This window comes from Candidatus Margulisiibacteriota bacterium (genome assembly GCA_031268855.1).
Lineage (GTDB): Bacteria > Margulisbacteria > Termititenacia > Termititenacales > Termititenacaceae > Termititenax.
Genome location: JAIRWS010000138.1, coordinates 1 through 18,103, shown reverse-complemented (window position 1 = coordinate 18,103; position 18,103 = coordinate 1). Strand labels below are relative to the sequence as shown.

20 protein-coding genes are annotated in these 18,103 nt (G+C 51.5%); 12 read left to right on the top strand and 8 right to left on the bottom strand.

Annotation, left to right across the window (positions count from 1 at the left end):
• The coding region (locus LBJ25_08190; GenBank protein ID MDR1453933.1) for a Nif3-like dinuclear metal center hexameric protein at window positions 1–978 on the top strand (978 nt) is incomplete at its 5' end.
• Here LBJ25_08190 and LBJ25_08185 read toward each other — a convergent pair.
• Complete coding sequence (locus LBJ25_08185; protein ID MDR1453932.1) at window positions 975–1,760, bottom strand: EFR1 family ferrodoxin; 786 nt, start codon at window positions 1,758–1,760, stop codon at window positions 975–977. The genes LBJ25_08190 and LBJ25_08185 overlap by 4 nt on opposite strands.
• A gap of 43 nt (window positions 1,761–1,803) precedes the next feature.
• Here LBJ25_08185 and LBJ25_08180 point away from each other — a divergent pair, with 43 nt between their 5' ends.
• Both LBJ25_08180 and xerC read left to right on the top strand, forming a co-directional pair.
• The gene (locus LBJ25_08180) at window positions 1,804–2,301 is read left to right on the top strand and encodes a hypothetical protein (protein ID MDR1453931.1); all 498 of its coding nucleotides are present in this window, start codon (window positions 1,804–1,806) and stop codon (window positions 2,299–2,301) included.
• Window positions 2,301–3,191, top strand: a complete 891-nt coding sequence (xerC, locus tag LBJ25_08175; protein ID MDR1453930.1) for a tyrosine recombinase XerC — start codon at window positions 2,301–2,303, stop codon at window positions 3,189–3,191. The genes LBJ25_08180 and xerC overlap by 1 nt, the downstream gene beginning before the upstream one ends.
• Window positions 3,192–3,234: 43 nt before the next feature.
• Here xerC and LBJ25_08170 read toward each other — a convergent pair whose 3' ends face one another.
• Both LBJ25_08170 and leuB read right to left on the bottom strand, forming a co-directional pair.
• On the bottom strand, window positions 3,235–3,435 hold the full coding sequence (locus LBJ25_08170) for a DUF1858 domain-containing protein (GenBank protein MDR1453929.1): 201 nt from the start codon (window positions 3,433–3,435) through the stop codon (window positions 3,235–3,237).
• 16 nt (window positions 3,436–3,451) lie between these two features.
• On the bottom strand, window positions 3,452–4,516 hold the full coding sequence (gene leuB / locus LBJ25_08165; protein MDR1453928.1) for a 3-isopropylmalate dehydrogenase: 1,065 nt from the start codon (window positions 4,514–4,516) through the stop codon (window positions 3,452–3,454).
• 64 nt (window positions 4,517–4,580) lie between these two features.
• Here leuB and LBJ25_08160 point away from each other — a divergent pair, with 64 nt between their 5' ends.
• From LBJ25_08160 to LBJ25_08140, 5 genes are all read left to right on the top strand, one after another.
• Window positions 4,581–5,714 (top strand): hypothetical protein, encoded by a 1,134-nt coding sequence (locus LBJ25_08160; protein MDR1453927.1) that lies wholly within the window; start codon window positions 4,581–4,583, stop codon window positions 5,712–5,714.
• A gap of 1 nt (window position 5,715) precedes the next feature.
• Window positions 5,716–7,269 carry a primosomal protein N' gene (priA, locus tag LBJ25_08155; protein MDR1453926.1) on the top strand — a complete coding sequence of 518 codons (1,554 nt, stop codon included), beginning with the start codon at window positions 5,716–5,718 and terminating at the stop codon, window positions 7,267–7,269.
• 95 nt (window positions 7,270–7,364) lie between these two features.
• Entirely contained in the window at window positions 7,365–8,153 is a 789-nt protein-coding gene (murI, locus tag LBJ25_08150; GenBank protein ID MDR1453925.1) for a glutamate racemase, read from the top strand.
• Window positions 8,095–8,442 carry a 6-carboxytetrahydropterin synthase QueD gene (gene queD, locus LBJ25_08145; protein ID MDR1453924.1) on the top strand — a complete coding sequence of 116 codons (348 nt, stop codon included), beginning with the start codon at window positions 8,095–8,097 and terminating at the stop codon, window positions 8,440–8,442. Before murI ends, queD begins: the two co-directional genes overlap by 59 nt.
• Window positions 8,443–8,492: 50 nt before the next feature.
• Window positions 8,493–9,308 (top strand): lipid II flippase Amj family protein, encoded by an 816-nt coding sequence (locus LBJ25_08140; GenBank protein ID MDR1453923.1) that lies wholly within the window; start codon window positions 8,493–8,495, stop codon window positions 9,306–9,308.
• Here LBJ25_08140 and LBJ25_08135 read toward each other — a convergent pair.
• Complete coding sequence (locus tag LBJ25_08135; GenBank protein MDR1453922.1) at window positions 9,268–9,867, bottom strand: hypothetical protein; 600 nt, start codon at window positions 9,865–9,867, stop codon at window positions 9,268–9,270. The two genes, LBJ25_08140 and LBJ25_08135, sit on opposite strands and share 41 nt — an antisense overlap.
• 56 nt (window positions 9,868–9,923) lie before the next feature.
• Here LBJ25_08135 and ligA point away from each other — a divergent pair, with 56 nt between their 5' ends.
• Genes ligA through ruvA form a run of 3 tightly spaced genes read left to right on the top strand, consistent with a single transcriptional unit; the run spans window position 9,924 to window position 13,019 of the window.
• Entirely contained in the window at window positions 9,924–11,897 is a 1,974-nt protein-coding gene (ligA, locus tag LBJ25_08130; GenBank protein MDR1453921.1) for an NAD-dependent DNA ligase LigA, read from the top strand.
• Window positions 11,894–12,409, top strand: coding sequence for a crossover junction endodeoxyribonuclease RuvC (gene ruvC / locus LBJ25_08125; GenBank protein ID MDR1453920.1), 516 nt, complete (start codon window positions 11,894–11,896; stop codon window positions 12,407–12,409). Before ligA ends, ruvC begins: the two co-directional genes overlap by 4 nt.
• A gap of 4 nt (window positions 12,410–12,413) precedes the next feature.
• Window positions 12,414–13,019 (top strand): Holliday junction branch migration protein RuvA, encoded by a 606-nt coding sequence (ruvA, locus tag LBJ25_08120; GenBank protein MDR1453919.1) that lies wholly within the window; start codon window positions 12,414–12,416, stop codon window positions 13,017–13,019.
• 210 nt (window positions 13,020–13,229) lie between these two features.
• On the opposite strand, the gene trxA is transcribed toward ruvA, so the two are convergent.
• The 3 genes from trxA to LBJ25_08105 all read right to left on the bottom strand — a co-directional run bounded on the left by trxA (window position 13,230) and on the right by LBJ25_08105 (window position 16,915).
• Window positions 13,230–13,547, bottom strand: coding sequence for a thioredoxin (gene trxA, locus LBJ25_08115; protein MDR1453918.1), 318 nt, complete (start codon window positions 13,545–13,547; stop codon window positions 13,230–13,232).
• Window positions 13,548–13,691: 144 nt separating this feature from the next.
• A complete protein-coding gene (gene metG / locus LBJ25_08110; protein MDR1453917.1) occupies window positions 13,692–15,317 on the bottom strand; it encodes a methionine--tRNA ligase in 1,626 nt (541 codons plus the stop codon).
• Between the two features lie 17 nt (window positions 15,318–15,334).
• Window positions 15,335–16,915: a hypothetical protein gene (locus LBJ25_08105; protein ID MDR1453916.1), complete on the bottom strand. Its 1,581-nt coding sequence runs from the start codon at window positions 16,913–16,915 to the stop codon at window positions 15,335–15,337.
• A gap of 193 nt (window positions 16,916–17,108) precedes the next feature.
• Between LBJ25_08105 and LBJ25_08100 the strand changes: the two genes are divergently transcribed.
• On the top strand, window positions 17,109–17,309 hold the full coding sequence (locus LBJ25_08100) for a hypothetical protein (protein MDR1453915.1): 201 nt from the start codon (window positions 17,109–17,111) through the stop codon (window positions 17,307–17,309).
• Window positions 17,310–17,431: 122 nt separating this feature from the next.
• Here the strand turns inward: LBJ25_08100 and LBJ25_08095 are convergent, their stop codons facing one another.
• Window positions 17,432–17,899, bottom strand: coding sequence for a hypothetical protein (locus tag LBJ25_08095; GenBank protein ID MDR1453914.1), 468 nt, complete (start codon window positions 17,897–17,899; stop codon window positions 17,432–17,434).
• Window positions 17,900–18,103 lie beyond the last annotated feature (204 nt).

Genomic DNA, 18,103 nt, shown 5'->3' with positions numbered 1-18,103 from the left:
AACCGTATCGCGCCGCCGCAGTATGCCTGCGCGTGGGATAAACAGATCGGCCTGCAGCTTGGCGACAAAAACGCGGCTGTAAAAAAAATTCTAGTGACGCTGGATGTAACTTCCGGCGTTATCGCCAGAGCGATCAAACAAAAAGCCGGACTGATCGTCGCGCATCACGCTTTGTTTTTCCGGCCGCTGGAACGTATCGATCTGCGGCAGCCGCTTGGACAAAACATCGCCAAACTTATGCGAAATAATATCGCGGTCTTTGTCGCGCATACCAATCTGGACGCCGCCCCGGACGGTGTGAATTGGACGCTGGCCAGACAGTGCGACCTCGCGCCGGAAAAATGCGAAGTATTGGAACCGACTTACAAAGAACAGCTGTATAAATATGTGGTTTTCACGCCGCCGGAAGCGGTCGAGGCCGTGCATGAAGCTATTGCCGCGGCGGGCGGCGGACATCTCGGCAATTATTCAGACTGCGCTTTTCGGCTGGACGGCACAGGTACTTTCCGTCCGTTGGCGGGGACGAAACCCTATATTGGCCGGCAAGATAAATTAGAAAAAGTAAACGAAGTAAGAATTGAAACGATTATCCCGGAAGAAAAAATCGGCGCTCTGCTCAATGCGGTGCGGGCTAAGCATCCTTATGAAGAGATCGCTTATGATCTGTATCCTTTGAAAAACAGCGGCCGCGTTTACGGTATCGGGCTGGCCGGTCGGCCGGAGAAAAATTCTCAATATGCCGGATATAAAAAAATCGCGGTGTGTTCCGGCTCGGGCGGTTCTCTGGTGCAGAAAGCCTGGGAGAAAGGCGCGGAATTATTGATCACGGGCGAGGCTGGTTATCACGACCAGCTTTTGGCCGAAGAGCTGGGGCTGGAATTAAAAATTTGCGGTCATAAAGAGACGGAAGAAATCATCACGCCGGTTTTGAAGCAAAAACTGCAAAAAGAATTTCCAGAATTAAAAATAATAATTTAACGGGATTTTTCTATGTCCAATACATTGATCGCCGGATGATGATAACGCCGGCGGCTGGCGGTTTTTTTGCCGTACTGTACGGCTTCGGCCGGGCACCATTGCAGACAGGCCAGACATTGTTCGCAGCGATGTAGCCAATTTGGCCGGCCGTTTTGCAGATAGATATTGCCAGCCGGACAGAGACGCGCGCAGATCCCGCAACTGGTGCAGGAATCTTTGACCTGAAAATTTTTATCCGCTGCGGGCAGGGTCGGCATATTTTTATTGTAAAACCATTGCCCCAGCGGGCGTATGAAAAAATTACTTCTGGCCAGAGCCTTTTCCTGGTGGAGTATCCGTTCCGCAAGGCGGCTGGTTTGCGCGCCGGCCTGAGCGATCATTTTGACCAGCGTTTTGTGCGCCGGCGCGCCGTACAGCGGCAGGTAATTCCCCGGCATTTTGAGGCCAAACCCGCCCTGCAAAACCAGACCGTTTTGGCGCAGGATTTTTTGCAGCTGGAGATTGGCCGCGCCGATATTCCCGCCATAAGTTGCCACAGAAAAAATATACACAGCGGTTTTGACCGCGCGGAGTTTTTGGGCAAAATTGCGGACGATCAGCGGCAGGCCGAACAGGTATACCGGAAAAATAATGCCGATCCGTTCGGCTGCGCAGACTACCACGGTTTCTTTTTGCAGACTGGCGATGCTGAACAGCTGCGTGCTGCCCAGTTTTTGGCCGATCAGCCGCGCTGTCTCCAGCGAATTGCCGGTGCCTGTAAAATAATAAAGCGCGGTGTTCATAACGGAATTATAACACGTCGGGTTTTATGTTATACTTCAAATTATGGGCAGTCTTTCGGAACATTTTGACAGTAATATGTTCGTTTGCCGTTGCGGCCAATGTCGGCAGGAAGTAAAAGTTTCTCTGACACTGGTCGGCGTCCTGGAAGACGTTTGGGCGAAATTTAATCAGCCGCTAACGGTCAAGCGCGCTTATGTCTGCGACAATGTCGAGCTGGAAGAGCCGGGACCGAAGCGCAATTATCACGGCATTGGCAAAGCGGTGGATATTAGCGCGGCGGCGGAATTTTTGCCGGAAATTTTCCGGTATCTTGAAACTTTTCCAGAAATTACCGGACTGGGTTACGACCCTGACCGTCAGTATATTCATCTTGATCTACGCGAAAAAGAGCCGGCCAAGTGGCTGTATCAGCATGGCGCGGAAAAAGAGCTGACGCCGGAACTGCGCGCGCAGCATGGTTTGGGCGCTGGCGTAACGGCTGACCGCGGTAAAAAATCCGTTTCGCTGGATATGCCGCTGGAAGTGCCAAGCGTGGCCTGATGCCGGACGCCGCGGCAGCTTTTCTAACTTATCTCCGGCAGAATAAAAATTATTCAGCGCACACGCTTAGCAATTACGCGCGCGACCTGCGTTATTTTGCGCAGTATTGCCGCGAGCAAAACGCCGCCGCGGTGACTGTCGAGACCATCCGCGGTTATTTGAAATATTTGGCCAAGCTGGATTATGCCAAACGCTCGATCGCGCGCTGCGTCGCCGCGCATAAATCTTTTGGCCGGTTTTTATTAAAAAACAAATTAGTTCAAGCCGATCCCTGGCAGAAGATCAACTCGCCAAAACTGGAAAAAAATATGCCGGATTTTTTGACTGTGGCGGAAATAAATAATCTGCTGGAAATTAGCGCGCGCGGCGCGGCTGATCTGAAACGAGGCCGGGACACCGCGGTTTATGAATTGCTTTACGCTTCCGGTATCCGCGTCAGCGAGCTGGTCAATATTCAGCCGCTTGATCTGGATTTGGACGCTGGCGAGATCAGGATTTTGGGCAAGGGCGCTAAAGAGAGAATTGTTTTGATCAGTCCCCGCGCCGCGCGTGCTTTGCGGGATTATCTGCAAAATGTCCGGCCGGTTTTGGCCAAAAATAATAACAATAAAGAAAACGCGTTGTTTCTAAATTTAAAAGGCGGCCGTTTGACCCAGCGGTCTGTCGAGCGCAATCTGGCGCAGTATGCCAAACTGGCCGGTCTGTCAAAAAACGTGACGCCGCACACCCTGCGCCATTCTTTTGCCACGCATTTATTGGAAGGCGGCGCGGATCTGCGCGCGGTGCAGGAACTGCTCGGCCACTCTTCGCTTTCCACGACACAGGTTTACACGCATATTACGAAAGACCGTCTGGAAAAAGTAATGCGGCAATACCATCCGCGACCTTGATTAACGGCGCGGTTTTGTTTTTAAGAGCGTGTTTTGCCGAAGTTTATTCTGTAACAGTTTGATTTAATTTTTCCACCACTTCGCTGACATTTAAGCCGTGCGCGGTCAAGCCTTGCTCCAGGCTTTCGCCGGACGCCGCGATGCAGCCCAGACAGCCCAGATTTAAAGACTGCAACACTTCAACGGCCTGCGGGTGGTTTTGCAGAACTTCCAGGATCGTCATGTCTTTGGTGATAGTTGCCATTTTTTCCTCCTAAAATTTAGATTTTGCCGCAGATCAGTTCGCCCATTTGTGAGGTGGAAACTTCCTGACAACCTGAAGATATTATATCACGAGTGCGGTAATTTTCATCCAGCGTTTGATTAACGGCGGCAAAGATCGCGTCGTGCGCGTCTCCGCGGCCGAGCGAATATTTGCAGAGCAGGGCGGCGGACAGGATCTGGGCGATCGGATTGGCGATATTCTGTCCGGCGATGTCGGGCGCCGAGCCGCCGGACGGCTCGTAAAGTCCGAAACTGCCGTCGCTCAAAGAGGCCGAAGGCAGCATGCCGATCGAACCGGTCAGCATGGAAGCCTCATCGGAAAGTATGTCGCCGAACATATTGTCGCAGAGCACAACGTCAAACTGGTGGGGATTTTTAATTAACTGCATGGCGGCATTGTCGATGTACATGTGCTGCAGCGCGACGTCCGGATAATCTTTGGCCACTTCGACCACGACTTCCCGCCACATAACCGAGGTGGCCAGCACATTGGCTTTGTCAATCGAGGTGACTTTTTTGCGGCGCTTGCGCGCGGCCTCAAAAGCAACTTTGGTAACGCGCACGATCTCCGGCACACGGTAAGAGAGCGTGTCAAAAGCTTTGTCGTCCGCGCGGCCTTTAGGCTGGCCGAAATAAATGCCGCTGGTCAGCTCGCGCAGGATCAGCAGATCGAAGCCGTCTCCGGCAATATCCGCGCGCAAGGGTGAAGCGTTTTTTAATTGTTTAAATAAAATGGCTGGCCGCAGATTGGCGTAAAGATTAAATATTTTGCGCAAAGGCAGCAAGGCGGCGCGTTCCGGCTGCTGCTCCGGCGGCAGTTTTTCCCATTGCGGCCCGCCCACCGATCCGAAAAATATCGCGTCAGAATTTTGGCAGACTTTAAGCGTGGCCGCGGGCAGCGCCGCGCCTTCCTGCTCTATAGCCGCGCCGCCGACTTTGGCCGGCGTGAATTCTAAACGCAGATTAAATTTCCGCGCGGTTTTTTCTAAAACTTTTAGCCCTTGTTCGATCACTTCCGGGCCGATGCCGTCGCCGGCCAGCACTGCGATTTTGGCGGTCATTTAACACTGCTCCTTGTTTTTAAATCGATGTATTTTAACACAGTTTTATAATACAATATAAATTATGCAGCAGATTACGGAATTTTTACTGCAGCCCGGTATTATTCTGTTACTGGCTTTTTTCGCAGCGTGGACTTTGGCGCGCTTTTTCGTGGACAATGTGGTTTTTGCTCTGGTCGGCGCGGCTCTGGCTCTGGCGTTCGCGCCGTGGCAGGAAGCGGCGGGCTATACATATGCTTTTGAATTTGGCGTGGTCGGTTATGTTTTTTTTCCTTATTTACTGGTCTTGGCCGCTTATCTTATCGGCAATGCTTTTCCGTGGCACAGGCTGGAAATAGTCCGCGGCAAAATGTACAAATTATTTTTCAATGCCGCGCTGATCTACGGCCTGGCGGTCGGCGCGCTGCTGTTGGCCGCGCGGTATTTTAATTTTTATGAGCCGCTGAAACCCTGGCTGATTTGTTTTTCCCTGGCGGCCGGCCTGCTCTCTTTCAATGAGCCGCTGTGCCGTTTGAGCTATTGGCCGGCGCGTGGGCCGCTGACGACCGTGCTGCAATGTTTCGGCGCCTTGAGTTCTTTTACGGCTATGCTGCTGGGTTTTTGCTGGCGTTTTTGGGACTGGCCGCTGCTCCTGACCAGCGTGGGCGCCGCCGTGCTTTTTTTCGCGGTCTGGCGGATTTTTATTTGTCTGGCCAAACAGCCGGCTGATTCTCTGCTGGCGCGCTGGCTGCAGCTGGCCTTTTTGCTTTTGGCCTATCAGTTTTGGTCTTACCATGCCGTTGTCGCCGCGCTGATCCTGGGTCTGCTGAACGCGCTGGCTAAAACGAAAGTTTGGAGTCTGCGTTACGATCTGGAACTCTGGCGTCTGCTCAACGCGCTGACTTTTTTGCTGATTTTTGTCTGGCTGAAAATTGACTGGCCGGCGCTGGGTGCGGCGGCCGTGCTGTGTGTCCTGCGGCTGGCGGCTTTTTATCTCTATAATTTTTTGGCGCGACGTTATCTTTTTGGCGAGGATTTTTGCCGGAGAATAGCCTATGGCCTGCGCGTCAACGACGGCGCGCTGATCCTGCTGCTCTGGGCTTTTAATGTCGAGCAATTGGTTTTGTCCGCCGCCGTGCTGGCCGTGCTGGCGGAAAATCTTTTTTATCCGCTGGTTCTGCGGCGCATTTTAAAACAATCCGGCGAATTAACCGCCTGATATGCAGCTCTCTCCGGAACAAGAAAAAGCCCTGTCGCTGATCCGGCAAAAACAATTTGTCTTGATCCACGGCGTGACCGGCAGCGGCAAAACGGAAATTTATTTGCGCGCCGCTCAGGAAGTCTGCGCGGCCGGCCGGCAGGTCATCGTGCTGGTGCCGGAAATTTCCTTGACGCCGCAAACGGTGCAGAGATTTGCTGAACGATTTGAGATTGCCGTGCTGCACAGCGCGCTGACCCCTAAACAGCGGCGGGAAAACCAGCAAAAAATTCTCAATAACGAAGTGCAGCTGGTGGTCGGCGCGCGCTCAGCTTTATTCGCGCCTTTTCAAAACCCCGGCTTGATCATTATCGACGAGGAACAGGACGGCTCTTACAAACAGGACAATAATCCGCGGTATCACGCGGTGGCGGCGGCGTTGAAAAGAGCGGAGTTGTGCGGCGCTAAAGTGGCGCTGGGCACGGCTACGCCGGCGCTGGAAACCTATCAGTTATTCCAAAATCCGCCGGATGACCGCTATGGCTATATCTATCTGCCGCGGCGCGTCAACGACCGGCCTTTGCCGCCGGTCGAGATCGTGGACATGCGCGCGGAGTTACAGAACGGTAATTTTTCGGTTTTGTCCGCGCCTTTGCAGAGAGAGCTGCGCGCCTGTCTGGATAGCGGCGGCAAAGCTATGCTGCTGATGAACCGCCGTGGTTTTGCCACTTTTGTCAGCTGCCGCGCCTGTGGCTATACGCTGGAGTGTCCGCGCTGCAGTGTGGCGCTGGTCTATCATGCTGACGGCCAGGCCAAATGCCACTACTGCGGCCGCGCGGAAAAAATTCCCGACCGGCTATGCCCCAAATGCGGGCAGCCTTATCTCAAATATTTTGGCGCGGGTACACAGAAAGCCGAGGCGGAGCTGCAAAAATATTTCGGCGACGCGCGCATCCTGCGTATGGACAGCGATACGACGAAGAAACGCGGCGCGCACGAAAAGATTTTAAAAGAGTTTTTGAAGGCAGACCGCGCGGTGCTGCTCGGCACGCAGATGATCGCCAAAGGCCACGATTTTTCCGCAGTGACTCTGGTGGGTATTATCGCGGCGGACGCGCTGCTCAATCTGCCAGATTTTCGTTCCGCCGAGCAGACTTTTCAATTATTGACGCAGGCCGCGGGGCGCGCCGGCCGCGGTGACCGAGCCGGCAAGGTCATCGTGCAGACTTATCAGCCAGAGCATTACGCGGTGCAGGCCGCAGCCCGGCATGACACGCAGGGATTTTACGCGCGGGAATTGATCCAGCGCCGTGAGCTGAATTATCCGCCGTTTTCCCGCCTGACCGCGATCGTTTTTGCGGCGGCTGACGAAGCGCAGGCCAAAAAAATGGCGGAGCGTTACGCGCAAAAATACGCGCCGCGGGCGCTGGGCCCGGCGCCCTGTATTATCCGCAAACTAAAAGGTTATTACCGCTGGCAGATTTTGCTAAAAGACCTGGACGTAAATTATGCTGATTTTCCCGCGGAGTCGCCGGTTAAAATCGAGATCGACGTTGACCCGCTGAATATGTATTGAAGTTCTGGGTTACCGGGCGCGGCGAATATATAAAACTAATTTTTAAAAACTTAAGCTCAATGACGAATACCGTTCTTACAGTATATAATCTCCGCATGAATGAGTATCCGATCGGCATATTTGACAGCGGCATTGGCGGACTGACCGTTCTGCGCGAGCTGCAAAAGCAGCTGCCGCAGGAATCCGTAATTTATTATGCCGATCTGGCCCATATGCCCTATGGCGCAAAAACGCCGGCGGAGATCATCGCTATCAATGAGGAAATATTGGCTTATTTTGTCGAGCGCGGCGTGAAACTGGTGGTCGTGGCCTGCAACACTTCCTCGGCCATCGCTCTGGAGCGCTGCAAAGATAAATTTGCGCTGCCGATAGTCGGCGTGATCGGGCCGGGCGCCAACACCGCTTTTGCTTTGACCAAAAATAAAAAGATCGGCGTGCTGGCCACGGAGGCCACGGTTAAGTCCCGCGCTTACCAAAATATTTTGACCAGCCTCAATCCTACGGTGCGGGTTTACGAGCAAGCCTGTCCGCGATTTGTGCCGCTGATCGAACGGGGCGAGTTTGATTCGCCGGAGCTGCGCGTGGCGGCGGCGGAATATTTGCGGCCGCTTTTAGCCGCGGGTATTGACACGCTGATCTACGGCTGCACGCATTATCCTTTGATCGACCGGACGATTCGCGCCTGTGCCGGAAATAAAATAAAATATGTCGATCCGGCGGCCGGCACGGCGGCGCTGGTCAAAGAGATCTTGACTAAAGAAAACCTGCTGGCCGCGGGAACCGGACTTTCTGAATTTGTGGCCAGCGCGAGACAAGGAGGCAAGTATGTTCGAGTTGACGGTCGAGAGCTCATTTTCCGGCGCGCACCAGCTTATCAAGAGTAACAGTCCCTGCGAAAATCTGCACGGGCATAACTGGCGCGTGGCGCTGGCTGTGCGCGGCGAAAAACAAGAGCCGGAAGTCGGCTGGGTGGTCGATTTTGCGGTCGTGAAAAAAGCCCTGAACGCGGAGCTGGCCAAGTTTGATCACAAATTCCTGAACGAGGTTTTGCCGGTCTCGCCCACCGCGGAAAATATCGCCAAACAGATTTATCTGGATTTGAAAGAAATTCTGCCCGTCTATAAAGTCACGGTCTGGGAAACCGAAAAATCCAGCGCGGCGTATTTTGAGTGAAAAAACCAACGTTGGCCAGAGCCTGATTTTTAACGTGTTATAATCCGCGTGTGAATACTGTCGCTTTAGTCTGTGGTTTTACTTTTTTGATCCATGCTATGGAGAGTCTCGCGCTGTCAATGCGTCTGGCCGGTGCGCGCACCAAACAGGTCGCCACTTCAATTTCTTTTGTGAACATTTCTTTTTTGGTGGCGCGGCTGTCCAATATGTTTCAGGCGCCGCTGCTGGGCGCTATGGTCGATCAGGCAGTGCGTACCGGCGCGGAAACGGCGCTTTTGACTAAATTTCGGCTGGTCATTTTGGCGGCTTTTGGTGGCAATCTGCTAGGCGCGCTACTGACGCCGAGCATGGCTTATATTTTTGTCAAAGCGGTCTATGTTTTTGAACGCGAAGGCTCAGTGCTAAAATTATTGCGCGAAACTCTGCGGCCGCACAGTCTCTGGAAAGCTCTGATCAATCTGCGCCCGCCGGCACTGAGTTATTTTCGTGGGATAAAATTCAGCGCCATTCCGCACGCTTTTTTGTATTTCAATGTTGTCATGGTGGCGATTTACGCGGTCGGTGTCCTGGCGGCGCTGCTGGCCGGCGCGTTCCTGCCCGATCAGCGCGCGACTGCTGTGCAGCTCTCCGGCATTGTCAACGGCGCGGCGACGGTGCTGCTGTCGATCATGGTCGATCCGACTGGTGCGCATATTACCGATCAGGCCGTGCACGGCAAGCGCACGCTCAACGACGTTTGGAGCATGGTTTTTTTTATGCAGGCCGGCCGCCTGCTGGCCACTTTAGTTTTGGCGCAGCTGATACTCTGGCCGGCCGCGCGCTATATTATGGCTGTGACGGAGTGGCTGACAGCTCTGGCAGGATAAAATTGGCGCCGTCGACACGTAGACCGATCTCTTTTGCTTCGGTCAAATAAAAAATAAAATCATGTTCGCCCTTTGAAATTTGCCGTAGCAGAAGTTCGCTAAGTTTATGAATAAGACTACATTTTTTTTCCTTGTAATGAATAATTAAAGAGTTTACTTCTTTTGTCAGATTGAATTTATAGGAAGCATTTAGAAGAAGCTTTTCTTCAAAAAAGATTTGACAGTTCTGCAAAATAAAAGCCAGCGGATTTTTTATATTATTCCGGGCGGCAAGTATCTCGGCGGTTTCTTTGATTATTTCAGCAGGAATACCATTGTCGTATTTTTTCCGTAGGAATTCTGTCAGCTCTTTTTCCTCCCGGGAAGGGACACTGTCCGGCCGTGCGGTTTCTGGCGTTTTTTTAACCAGGATTAACCCCTGTTCTTTGAGCTGTTCCAGATCGTCGGCTGTCAGTCCAGCCATACGCGTTTCCAGCTGGTAAGCCTGATGCTCCATTCCCGGTCTGGCCGTGTATCGGGGATACTTTTTTTCAATATATTTTATTAATTTTACCTGCATAGCGCTTCCTTGGGTTTTCTTATCAAAGTGTACCCAAAAGCGGTATAATTATACCTATGTCTATTCAGCAAGATATTGCCCGGCTGCGTCAGGAAATCCAGCGTCATGAGCGGCTTTACTACGTGGCTGACACGCCGGAAATTTCCGATCAGGAATACGACGCGCTGCTGCAGAGATTGCAGGCGCTGGAGACGGCGCATCCCGAGCTGCGCACGCCGGATTCGCCGACGCAGAGAGTAGGCGGCGCGCCGCTGGAAAAATTTGAAACAGTTGCGCATCAAGAGCCGCTGTATTCGCTGGACAATGCTTTTTCTTTCGCGGATTTAGCGGAATTTGACGCGCGGGCGCGCAAGGGACTTGACGCCGCTGAAGTCGAATACATCTGCGAATTGAAAATTGACGGGCTGGCTGTTTCGCTGACTTATACCCGGGGTTTGTTCACGCTGGGCGCGACACGCGGCGACGGCAAAAAAGGCGAGAACGTGACGGAAAATCTGAAAACCGTCCGCGCGATACCGCTGCGTCTGCCGGAAGCGCGGGATCTTGTTGTCCGCGGTGAGATTTATATCAAGCGTTCGGAATTTGGAAAGCTGGAAGGTTTTGCCAATCCGCGCAACGCCGCGGCGGGCAGTCTGCGCCAGCTCGATCCTCAGGTCACGGCCACGCGCCGTCTGGACATGTTTTGCTACGGCGTCATTGCCGAACATGACACGCAGGAGGCTGGTTATCAGCTGATCCAAAAGCTGGGTTTCAAACTCAATTCGCACCGGCGGGTCTGCCGCGGTTTGGCGGCCGTCGAAAAATACATTCAAGAATGGGAAGCGCGGCGCCAAGAGCTGGACTATGACACGGATGGCATTGTGATCAAGGTTAATTCCATCACCGCTCAGCAAAAACTGGGCTTCACAACCAAAGCGCCGCGCTGGGCGATCGCCTACAAGTATGCTCCGGAGCAAGCCGTGACCAAACTGGAAGCGATCGATATACAGGTAGGCCGCACGGGCGCGCTGACGCCGGTGGCGCGTTTGACGCCGGTGGAGCTGAACGGCGTGATCGTATCCAACGCGACGCTGCACAACGAGGACGAGATCAAGCGCAAGGATGTGCGGATCGGCGATCAGGTGATCATTCAGCGCGCCGGCGAGGTGATACCGGAAGTGGTCAGCGTGGCCGCCGCGGACACTTCTACTCCGCTCCCTAACGGGCTTGCAGTCAGTGTCCGCGGAAAGAAATTTGTCTTTCCTAAAAAATGTCCGGTCTGCGGCGCGGCCGCTGTCAAAGACACCGAGGACGACGCGGTTTGGCGCTGCCCCAATGCCGCTTGTCCGGCGCGCATCAAGGGCGCCTTGAAGCATTTTGTCAGTAAAGACGCGGCGGATATCGAGGGCTGCGGCGAGCAAATTGTTGAGCAGCTAAATAAAGCCGGTCTGGTTCATGACCCCGCTGATCTGTATTACCTGTGCTGTGAGGACTTGATAGAACTTGACCGCATGGGCGAAAAATCCGTGCAAAATCTGCTGGCCGCGCTTGAAAAAAGCAAACAGGCGGGACTGGCGCGGATCTTATTCGGACTGGGCATCCGGCATGTCGGGCAGTATGTGGCGGAAAAATTGGCGGACAAATTTCATTCGATAGACGATTTGCTGGCCGCCGCGGAGGACGAATTGGCCAATACCGACGGCGTCGGCGAAGTGGTGGCGCGTTCTTTGTCCGCCGCTTTGCGGGCGCCGGAATTGCGGAAAACGATCAGCCGCCTGCAAGAAGCCGGCGTCGTCCTGGACGATAATCGCGCGCGAATTTCCAACGCGCTGGCCGGTCAAACTTTTGTCCTGACCGGAGCTTTGCCGACCTTGAGCCGCGGTGAGGCCGAAGAATTGATCAAATCGCACGGCGGCAGTGTGTCGTCGAGTGTCAGCAAAAAGACCAGCTATGTTTTGCTGGGCGACAGTCCAGGCAGCAAAGCGGACAAAGCTAAAAAACTAGGCGTGCCGCTGATCACTGAAAAAACTTTGCGGGAAATGCTGGAATGAAAAAAAACAGCCGCCTCATTCTCGGTATCGATCCCGGCACGGCTTTAGTCGGCTGGGGTTTGGTCAGCCAACAGGGCAATCGCCTGTCCATGCTGGCGCACGGCTGTATCAAGAACCCGCCGCAAATGCCGCAAAGCGAAAGGCTCCTGCGCATTTACACGCAAATGACGGAAATTTTGGCCAAATACGAGCCGGATGTCGCGGCGGTGGAGCAGTTGTTTTTTTCAAAAAATGTCACCACCGGCATTTCGGTCGCGCAGGCGCGGGGCGTGATACTTTTGACGGCGATACAGGCCGGCGTTACACTAGCGGAATACCGGCCGGATCAGATCAAGACCAGCGTTTGCGGTTATGGCCGCGCCGATAAAAAACAGGTGCAGCTCATGGTCAAACGCTTGCTGGGCTTACAAGAAATAATCAAGTCGGATGACACAGCGGATGCTTTAGCTACGGCGATCTGTCATGCGCAAAGCTCGATACTGGACAGAGTGAAAATAAAAGCAGGAAAGTAAAAAAATGATAGCATATTTGCAGGGACAGATAATCGCGCGCGATGAGCAAAGTGTTGTTTTGCTGGCGCAGGATGTCGGGTATCAGATCTATTTAAGCGAGCGCGCTTTGCAGGCTCTGCCGCCGGAACAAACCGAACAATCTTTCTTTATTTATCAGCATATCCGCGAGGACACCAATGTGCTGTACGGATTTTCGGGCTGGCCGGAGCGCAAATTATTCCTGGCGCTGCTGGGTGTTTCCGGCATCGGGCCGAAAATGGCCATGACTATTTTGGCGGCGCATTCGGCGGCGGAGCTCGTAAATATTATTTACCGTGGCGACACGGCGGGTTTAAATATCGGTAAAAAGACCGCCGAAAAAGTGGTCGTGGAATTAAAAGACAAGATCGGCAAATTTTTCCCGGAATTGCTCACGGATAAAAACGCTAAAGCGGCGGCCTGGCCGGCTGGTCAGCTGGAACAGGGTTTTTTGCTGGAAATCCGCGCCGCGCTCAACGCGCTGGGGTACACAGCGCGGGAAACCGAAGAGATACTCCGCAAAAATCAGGCCGCGCTGGCCGGAATAAAATCAGTGGAAGCCGCCGTAACGTATCTTTTGAAAAACTTGTGATTTTTAGGAACGGGCCGCCATAAATGGGGGGAGAAATGGCGGCCCGCTTTGCTTCGCCGGAAATAGTTTTAAAGGGGGGAAGGGAAAAACTATCTCCGGGTACATAAATATATCGTAAGCAGTCTCAAAAAATTTCAAAAATTTTTCCCGTTTAGTTAGAAAACCTGCTTCGGCCGCGGAGCGGCCTTGTATTTTGTAAAAAGACGATTTTTAAAGATGCGTCTGGATTTTGGCCAGCAGCGCGTCACGCGGCTGCACGCCGATAAAACGCTCAACTTCTTTTCCGCCTTTGAAAAGGATCAAGCAGGGGATGCTGACAATATTGTAATTGGCGGCCAGTTCCGGGTTTTCATCCGTGTTGATTTTGGCGATTTTTAGTTTAGCGCCCAGCTGCACGGCGGCTTCTTCTAGCACCGGAGCCATCATCCGGCAGGGGCCGCACCACGGCGCCCAGAAATCCACCAGCGCCGGCGCAGCGCTTTCCAGGACTTCTTTTTGAAATTCCGCGTTATTTAATTCTTTTACCATAAAGCGCTCCTTTGGTGTTGGGGGAATATCTTTGCCGCCGCGAGCCGAGTCTCTCACTTAACGTCGCAGCCGCGCTGCTTGTTAAGTTCAAGCCAAAACTCGCTTGCGGCAAAATATTCCCCCAACTATATTTACCAGGTTATTTTACTCTAAAAGTTTTTTATTTACATCAGCCTCATCAAGCCGCTGCGCCAGATGCTCGTAAGCGTTGATCTTGTGATCCAGCAGCAAGTCTGGAGCGTTCTGAAAATTTAACTCGCCGCAGTTCAAAAATTTTTCCACACCCGCGGCAATGACCGGCAGAACAGGCTTGATGTAAGCGGTCAATATTTTAAGACAGTTCAGTCCGCTGGCGCAGATCCGCGCGGCCTGCGCCGTATCTGTTTTTACCACATTCCACGGTGCGCTGTCGTTGATGTATTTGTTGGCGGCGTCGGCCAGGCGCATGATCTCCCGCATGGCTTTATGTAGCTCCAGCTCTTCGTAAGCCCGCGTAATTTCGGTCTGCGCGGAAATTATTTCTGCCAAAACTGTCTGTCCGGCCGCGTCCGGCCGCGTCAAAACGCTGTTCAGTTTTTTATTGGCTATGCTGCCCAGGCGGCTGCCGATATTGACCAGTTTATTCACAAGATCCGCATTGACTTTGGAGACAAAATCGCTGATGTTCAGATCAATGTCATTGAGCGATGGGCCGAGTTTGGCCGCGTAATAATAACGCAGATATTCCGGCTTTAAACCAGCGTCTAAATATTTGCGCGCCTGAATAAATGTGCCGCGGCTCTTGGACATTTTTTCACCGTTGACGGTCAGGAAACCGTGAACATGCACCTGATCCGGCGTGCGAAATCCCGCGGCCAGAAGCAGAGCCGGCCAGAACAAAGTGTGAAAATACAAAATATCTTTGCCGATAAAATGGTGAATTTCATAGCCGTCTTTCAGCCAAATGTCCTCAAAATGGCGGCCGGTTTTGGCGCAGAAATTTTTAGTCGAAGCAATGTAGCCGACCGGCGCGTCCAGCCAGACGTAAAAAAACTTATCGTCTGTGCCGGGGATTTTAAAACCAAAATACGGCGCGTCGCGGGAGATGTCCCAGTCGCGCAGACCCTGCTGGAACCACTCCAGCAGTTTGTTATAAATCTCGGTCTGAATATGGCCGGCTTTGACCCAGGCCAGCAGCTCTTTTTCCAGAGCGCTGAGTTTAAAAAAATAATGCCGGCTTTTTTTTCGCACCGGCTTTGCCCCGCACTCCGCGCAGTGCGCGTCTTTTAGATCGGTCGGCGCGTAAGTGGCCGAGCAGACTTCGCAGCTGTCGCCGTATTGTTCCGCCGCCCCGCATTGAGGGCAGGCGCCTTTGATGAAACGGTCAGGCAGGAACATCCGGCATTTTTCACAGTAAGCCTGCGAGATTTCTTTTTCCTCGATCAGACCTTTGGCCTGCGCCCGGGAGTAGAATAACTCGGACAGCTCTTTGTTTTCCGGTGAGTTAGTCGAGTAATAATTGTCAAAGCCAATATGAAAAGCCCGAAAATCCGCGGTATGTTCGTCCTGCATTTTGGAGATCAATTCTTCCGGCGTGATGTTCTGGCGTCTGGCCGAAAGCATGATCGGTGTGCCGTGCGTGTCGTCAGCGCAGACATAAAGACATTCCTGGCCGGAAAGTTTCTGAAAACGCGTCCAAATGTCGGTCTGAATATACTCGACCAGGTGGCCGAGATGAATGCTGCCATTGGCGTAAGGCAGCGCGCTGGTGACTAAAATTTTGCGGGACACAATTTAAGCAGTATACACTAAGGATTTATTTGGGAATAGCCGCCGGCCTCGGCCAAAAAATGGGCGCGCGAGGCGACATATTCTTTAAGTTCTTTTTGTTCAGCCGCGGTTTTAGCGGTAAGAACCTTTACCGCCACTTGCAGATTTTCCCGGTCGGTGCCGGTCAATAATTCCAGCAGCGCCGGAGACAGACATTCCTCCAGAGCTTCCCGAATATATTTCTCGTACTGCCGCGAATCGTCCGCCAGCATTTTAGCGGGTTTGTGATGGGTAAACAGGCGGCGGACAAATTTGCCGTAAATTTTGCCAAGAATTTGCTCGCGCTTGTGAAATTGCCGCCGTTCGAAGGTATATTCTGGATTGGGCTTAAATAATTGAGTGAAAGCCTTAACGAAATTTTTTACTTCCTTTTCCTTATTAACGACAATAATGCCGCCGGTATAGCGGTTGTTTCCGTTGTGTAGCGCGTCCCGATCCAGAATGCTCAAGACCAGTTCTGGAGAAAGCGCATTTTCGCTTTGGAATTTTTCCACAGTTTCATCACTGATGTAGTAGCCCAGTTCTAATAGAGAGCAAAGCTCCTGCGCGTCGTCGTTGCGGATCGTTTTGCTGGTTAATTTTGTTTCCTGCGGAATAAAATCCGGCTCCCAGGCAGAAATAAAAACCAGCGAACGGCGGGACGCTTCCGGCAGATGGCAGTAGATCTGCAAAATGTCTTCCAGCGTGAAATACTCGGCAATAATGGCCAGCGCCTGGCCGTTGTTCTGTGGCAGGTCTAGTTTTTTGCCAGAAATATCCTGATTGAAAACACGATCAGCCAGATAGGTAATGTCTTCGATAACGCGCAAAGTTTGGTCGTTATTATTTAACGCTTCGTTTTGACAGGCTTCCAGCGCCAGAGCGGCGCGCAGGGTCAGCGGCATTTTAGGGAACATTTTGAGCTGCTCCAGATAATTCTTGAAATTTTTGATCAGGCTGTCTTGAATAGACATATGCGCAAGGCCGAGCAGCTCCAGTTTTCGGCGTATTGCCGGCGGAAATGTTTTCAGACCGGGCAGACGCATTGGCTGCAGATCACGAATGTTTTGCCAGAGCTGCTTATTGCTTAGCGGCGGCTTTTTCTGCAGAAGCTCCTGCGCCAGTTCTCTGAATATTTCGCGCTGCTCCAAATTGGCGATCGTTTCGCCATCACATTGCAGGATGGCGGAAAGGCTGATTATTTTTTGGCTGTTGTCCTGAATAATATGAGGTTGTAAGGTCAATTCAAAAACGCCTTCCGTCTTGCTCTGTTTGGCCGAAAGCAGCCGGCGAAAATTGAATTTGGGCAGGAAAACCGGCTGACGCAGGCTTCGGTCACTGGGCGGTGTGTTGATGCTGAGGCTGGAAGTTACCCAGGTGCTGTTATTGTTTTTTAACACGACGCAGGACAGCATGTCTTTGACATAGCTAGATTGAGTGAGTTCTTGATAATCACTGAGTATGATAAAGGTGTCGAAATATTTGTCCGTCGCTGCTTTGTCGGCGCTCATGATCCGCTCGCCGTTTAACAGGATTTCCGTCAGCGGGTGTTGGTGATTGGCAATTATTTTAAGCTGCATACTGTTATTTTATCGTAAGTTCGGGAAAATTATCCCATTGGGAGAAGGCGGCTGCCTCAACGGTTACAATTCCGGTGGAGCAATAATTTCCACAGGCAAATAATTCTGCTCGGTATTTACCAGTGCCACCGAACGACGCGTTTTAACTTTGACCAAGTGTGTAAAATTCCAGCTCAGTAAAATACTTACTTGGTTGACTGAAGCAATTGCCATATGCAAAAGGCATCAGCCAAATATTTTTCTGGAAATATACCCTGCTGAATATATCGGCTGCGCTGTGTTTTTCAATTCATCAATGACAGTATCAGAAAGAAAAATAACACAATCTTTTAATTTTCCCCAAGCCATTTTTGTAAAGAATTTATTGTTTGATCCTATTGATTTTATGTTTTAAAGAGTGTATGATAGAGCTTATAAGTGGGATGGGGAACTCGTCCGGCGGTTGTTTAGGCAACCGCTTTTTATTTTGGTAAAACAATTAAATCATAGATTTTGTTTTCAATTATTTGCCAGGCTCTATTTGGTTGTTTTGGTTTTAAAATGTGTGTCCCTATTGGACGCGCTATCAGGTCGGCAAACTGCAAGCCATATCCTCCAACATTCGACGCCAAGTTCATAAAGATTCTCAGTTAACAAATTATCTCTGGCTTTTTCCATTTTATTTATCGCCACAGCCACAATTTTATAATTTATTTCTTGCATTAAGCTGGACAGATCACACATAAAATCTGTACGAGTCTTAGTATCGGTTAATATTTCAAATTTTCCCTGGGCTTTTCTTATTTCCCGTTCGTGAAATATAATGTTCACATCGGGAAAATATTTGAGCTTTAATTTGGCAAATTCAGGCAATAACCGGTCGCAGTATTCAGCCTTTGTCACAATAACAAAAGCCAAAACAAACACTGAAAAATCCGGCGGATATTTCGTAAGTAAGTGATCGCCTGCTTCGTCTACAAAGATAAGATAGTTGCTTGATTGCATAATAACTAAATAATTCTACCATAAAAAACATATGCCAAAGTGCGCCTGCGGAAGTGAAGCGTCTAAAGATCTGGCGAAAAAACAACAAAATTCGATGCATTTCAAAGGTATATTTTTTCGATAAGTGGGTAATTACTTTTTTGTGAGTTTATAAGCAGATGTATTTTTAGGCGGTGAATATATAGTTATGTACGCGCGGCAAAT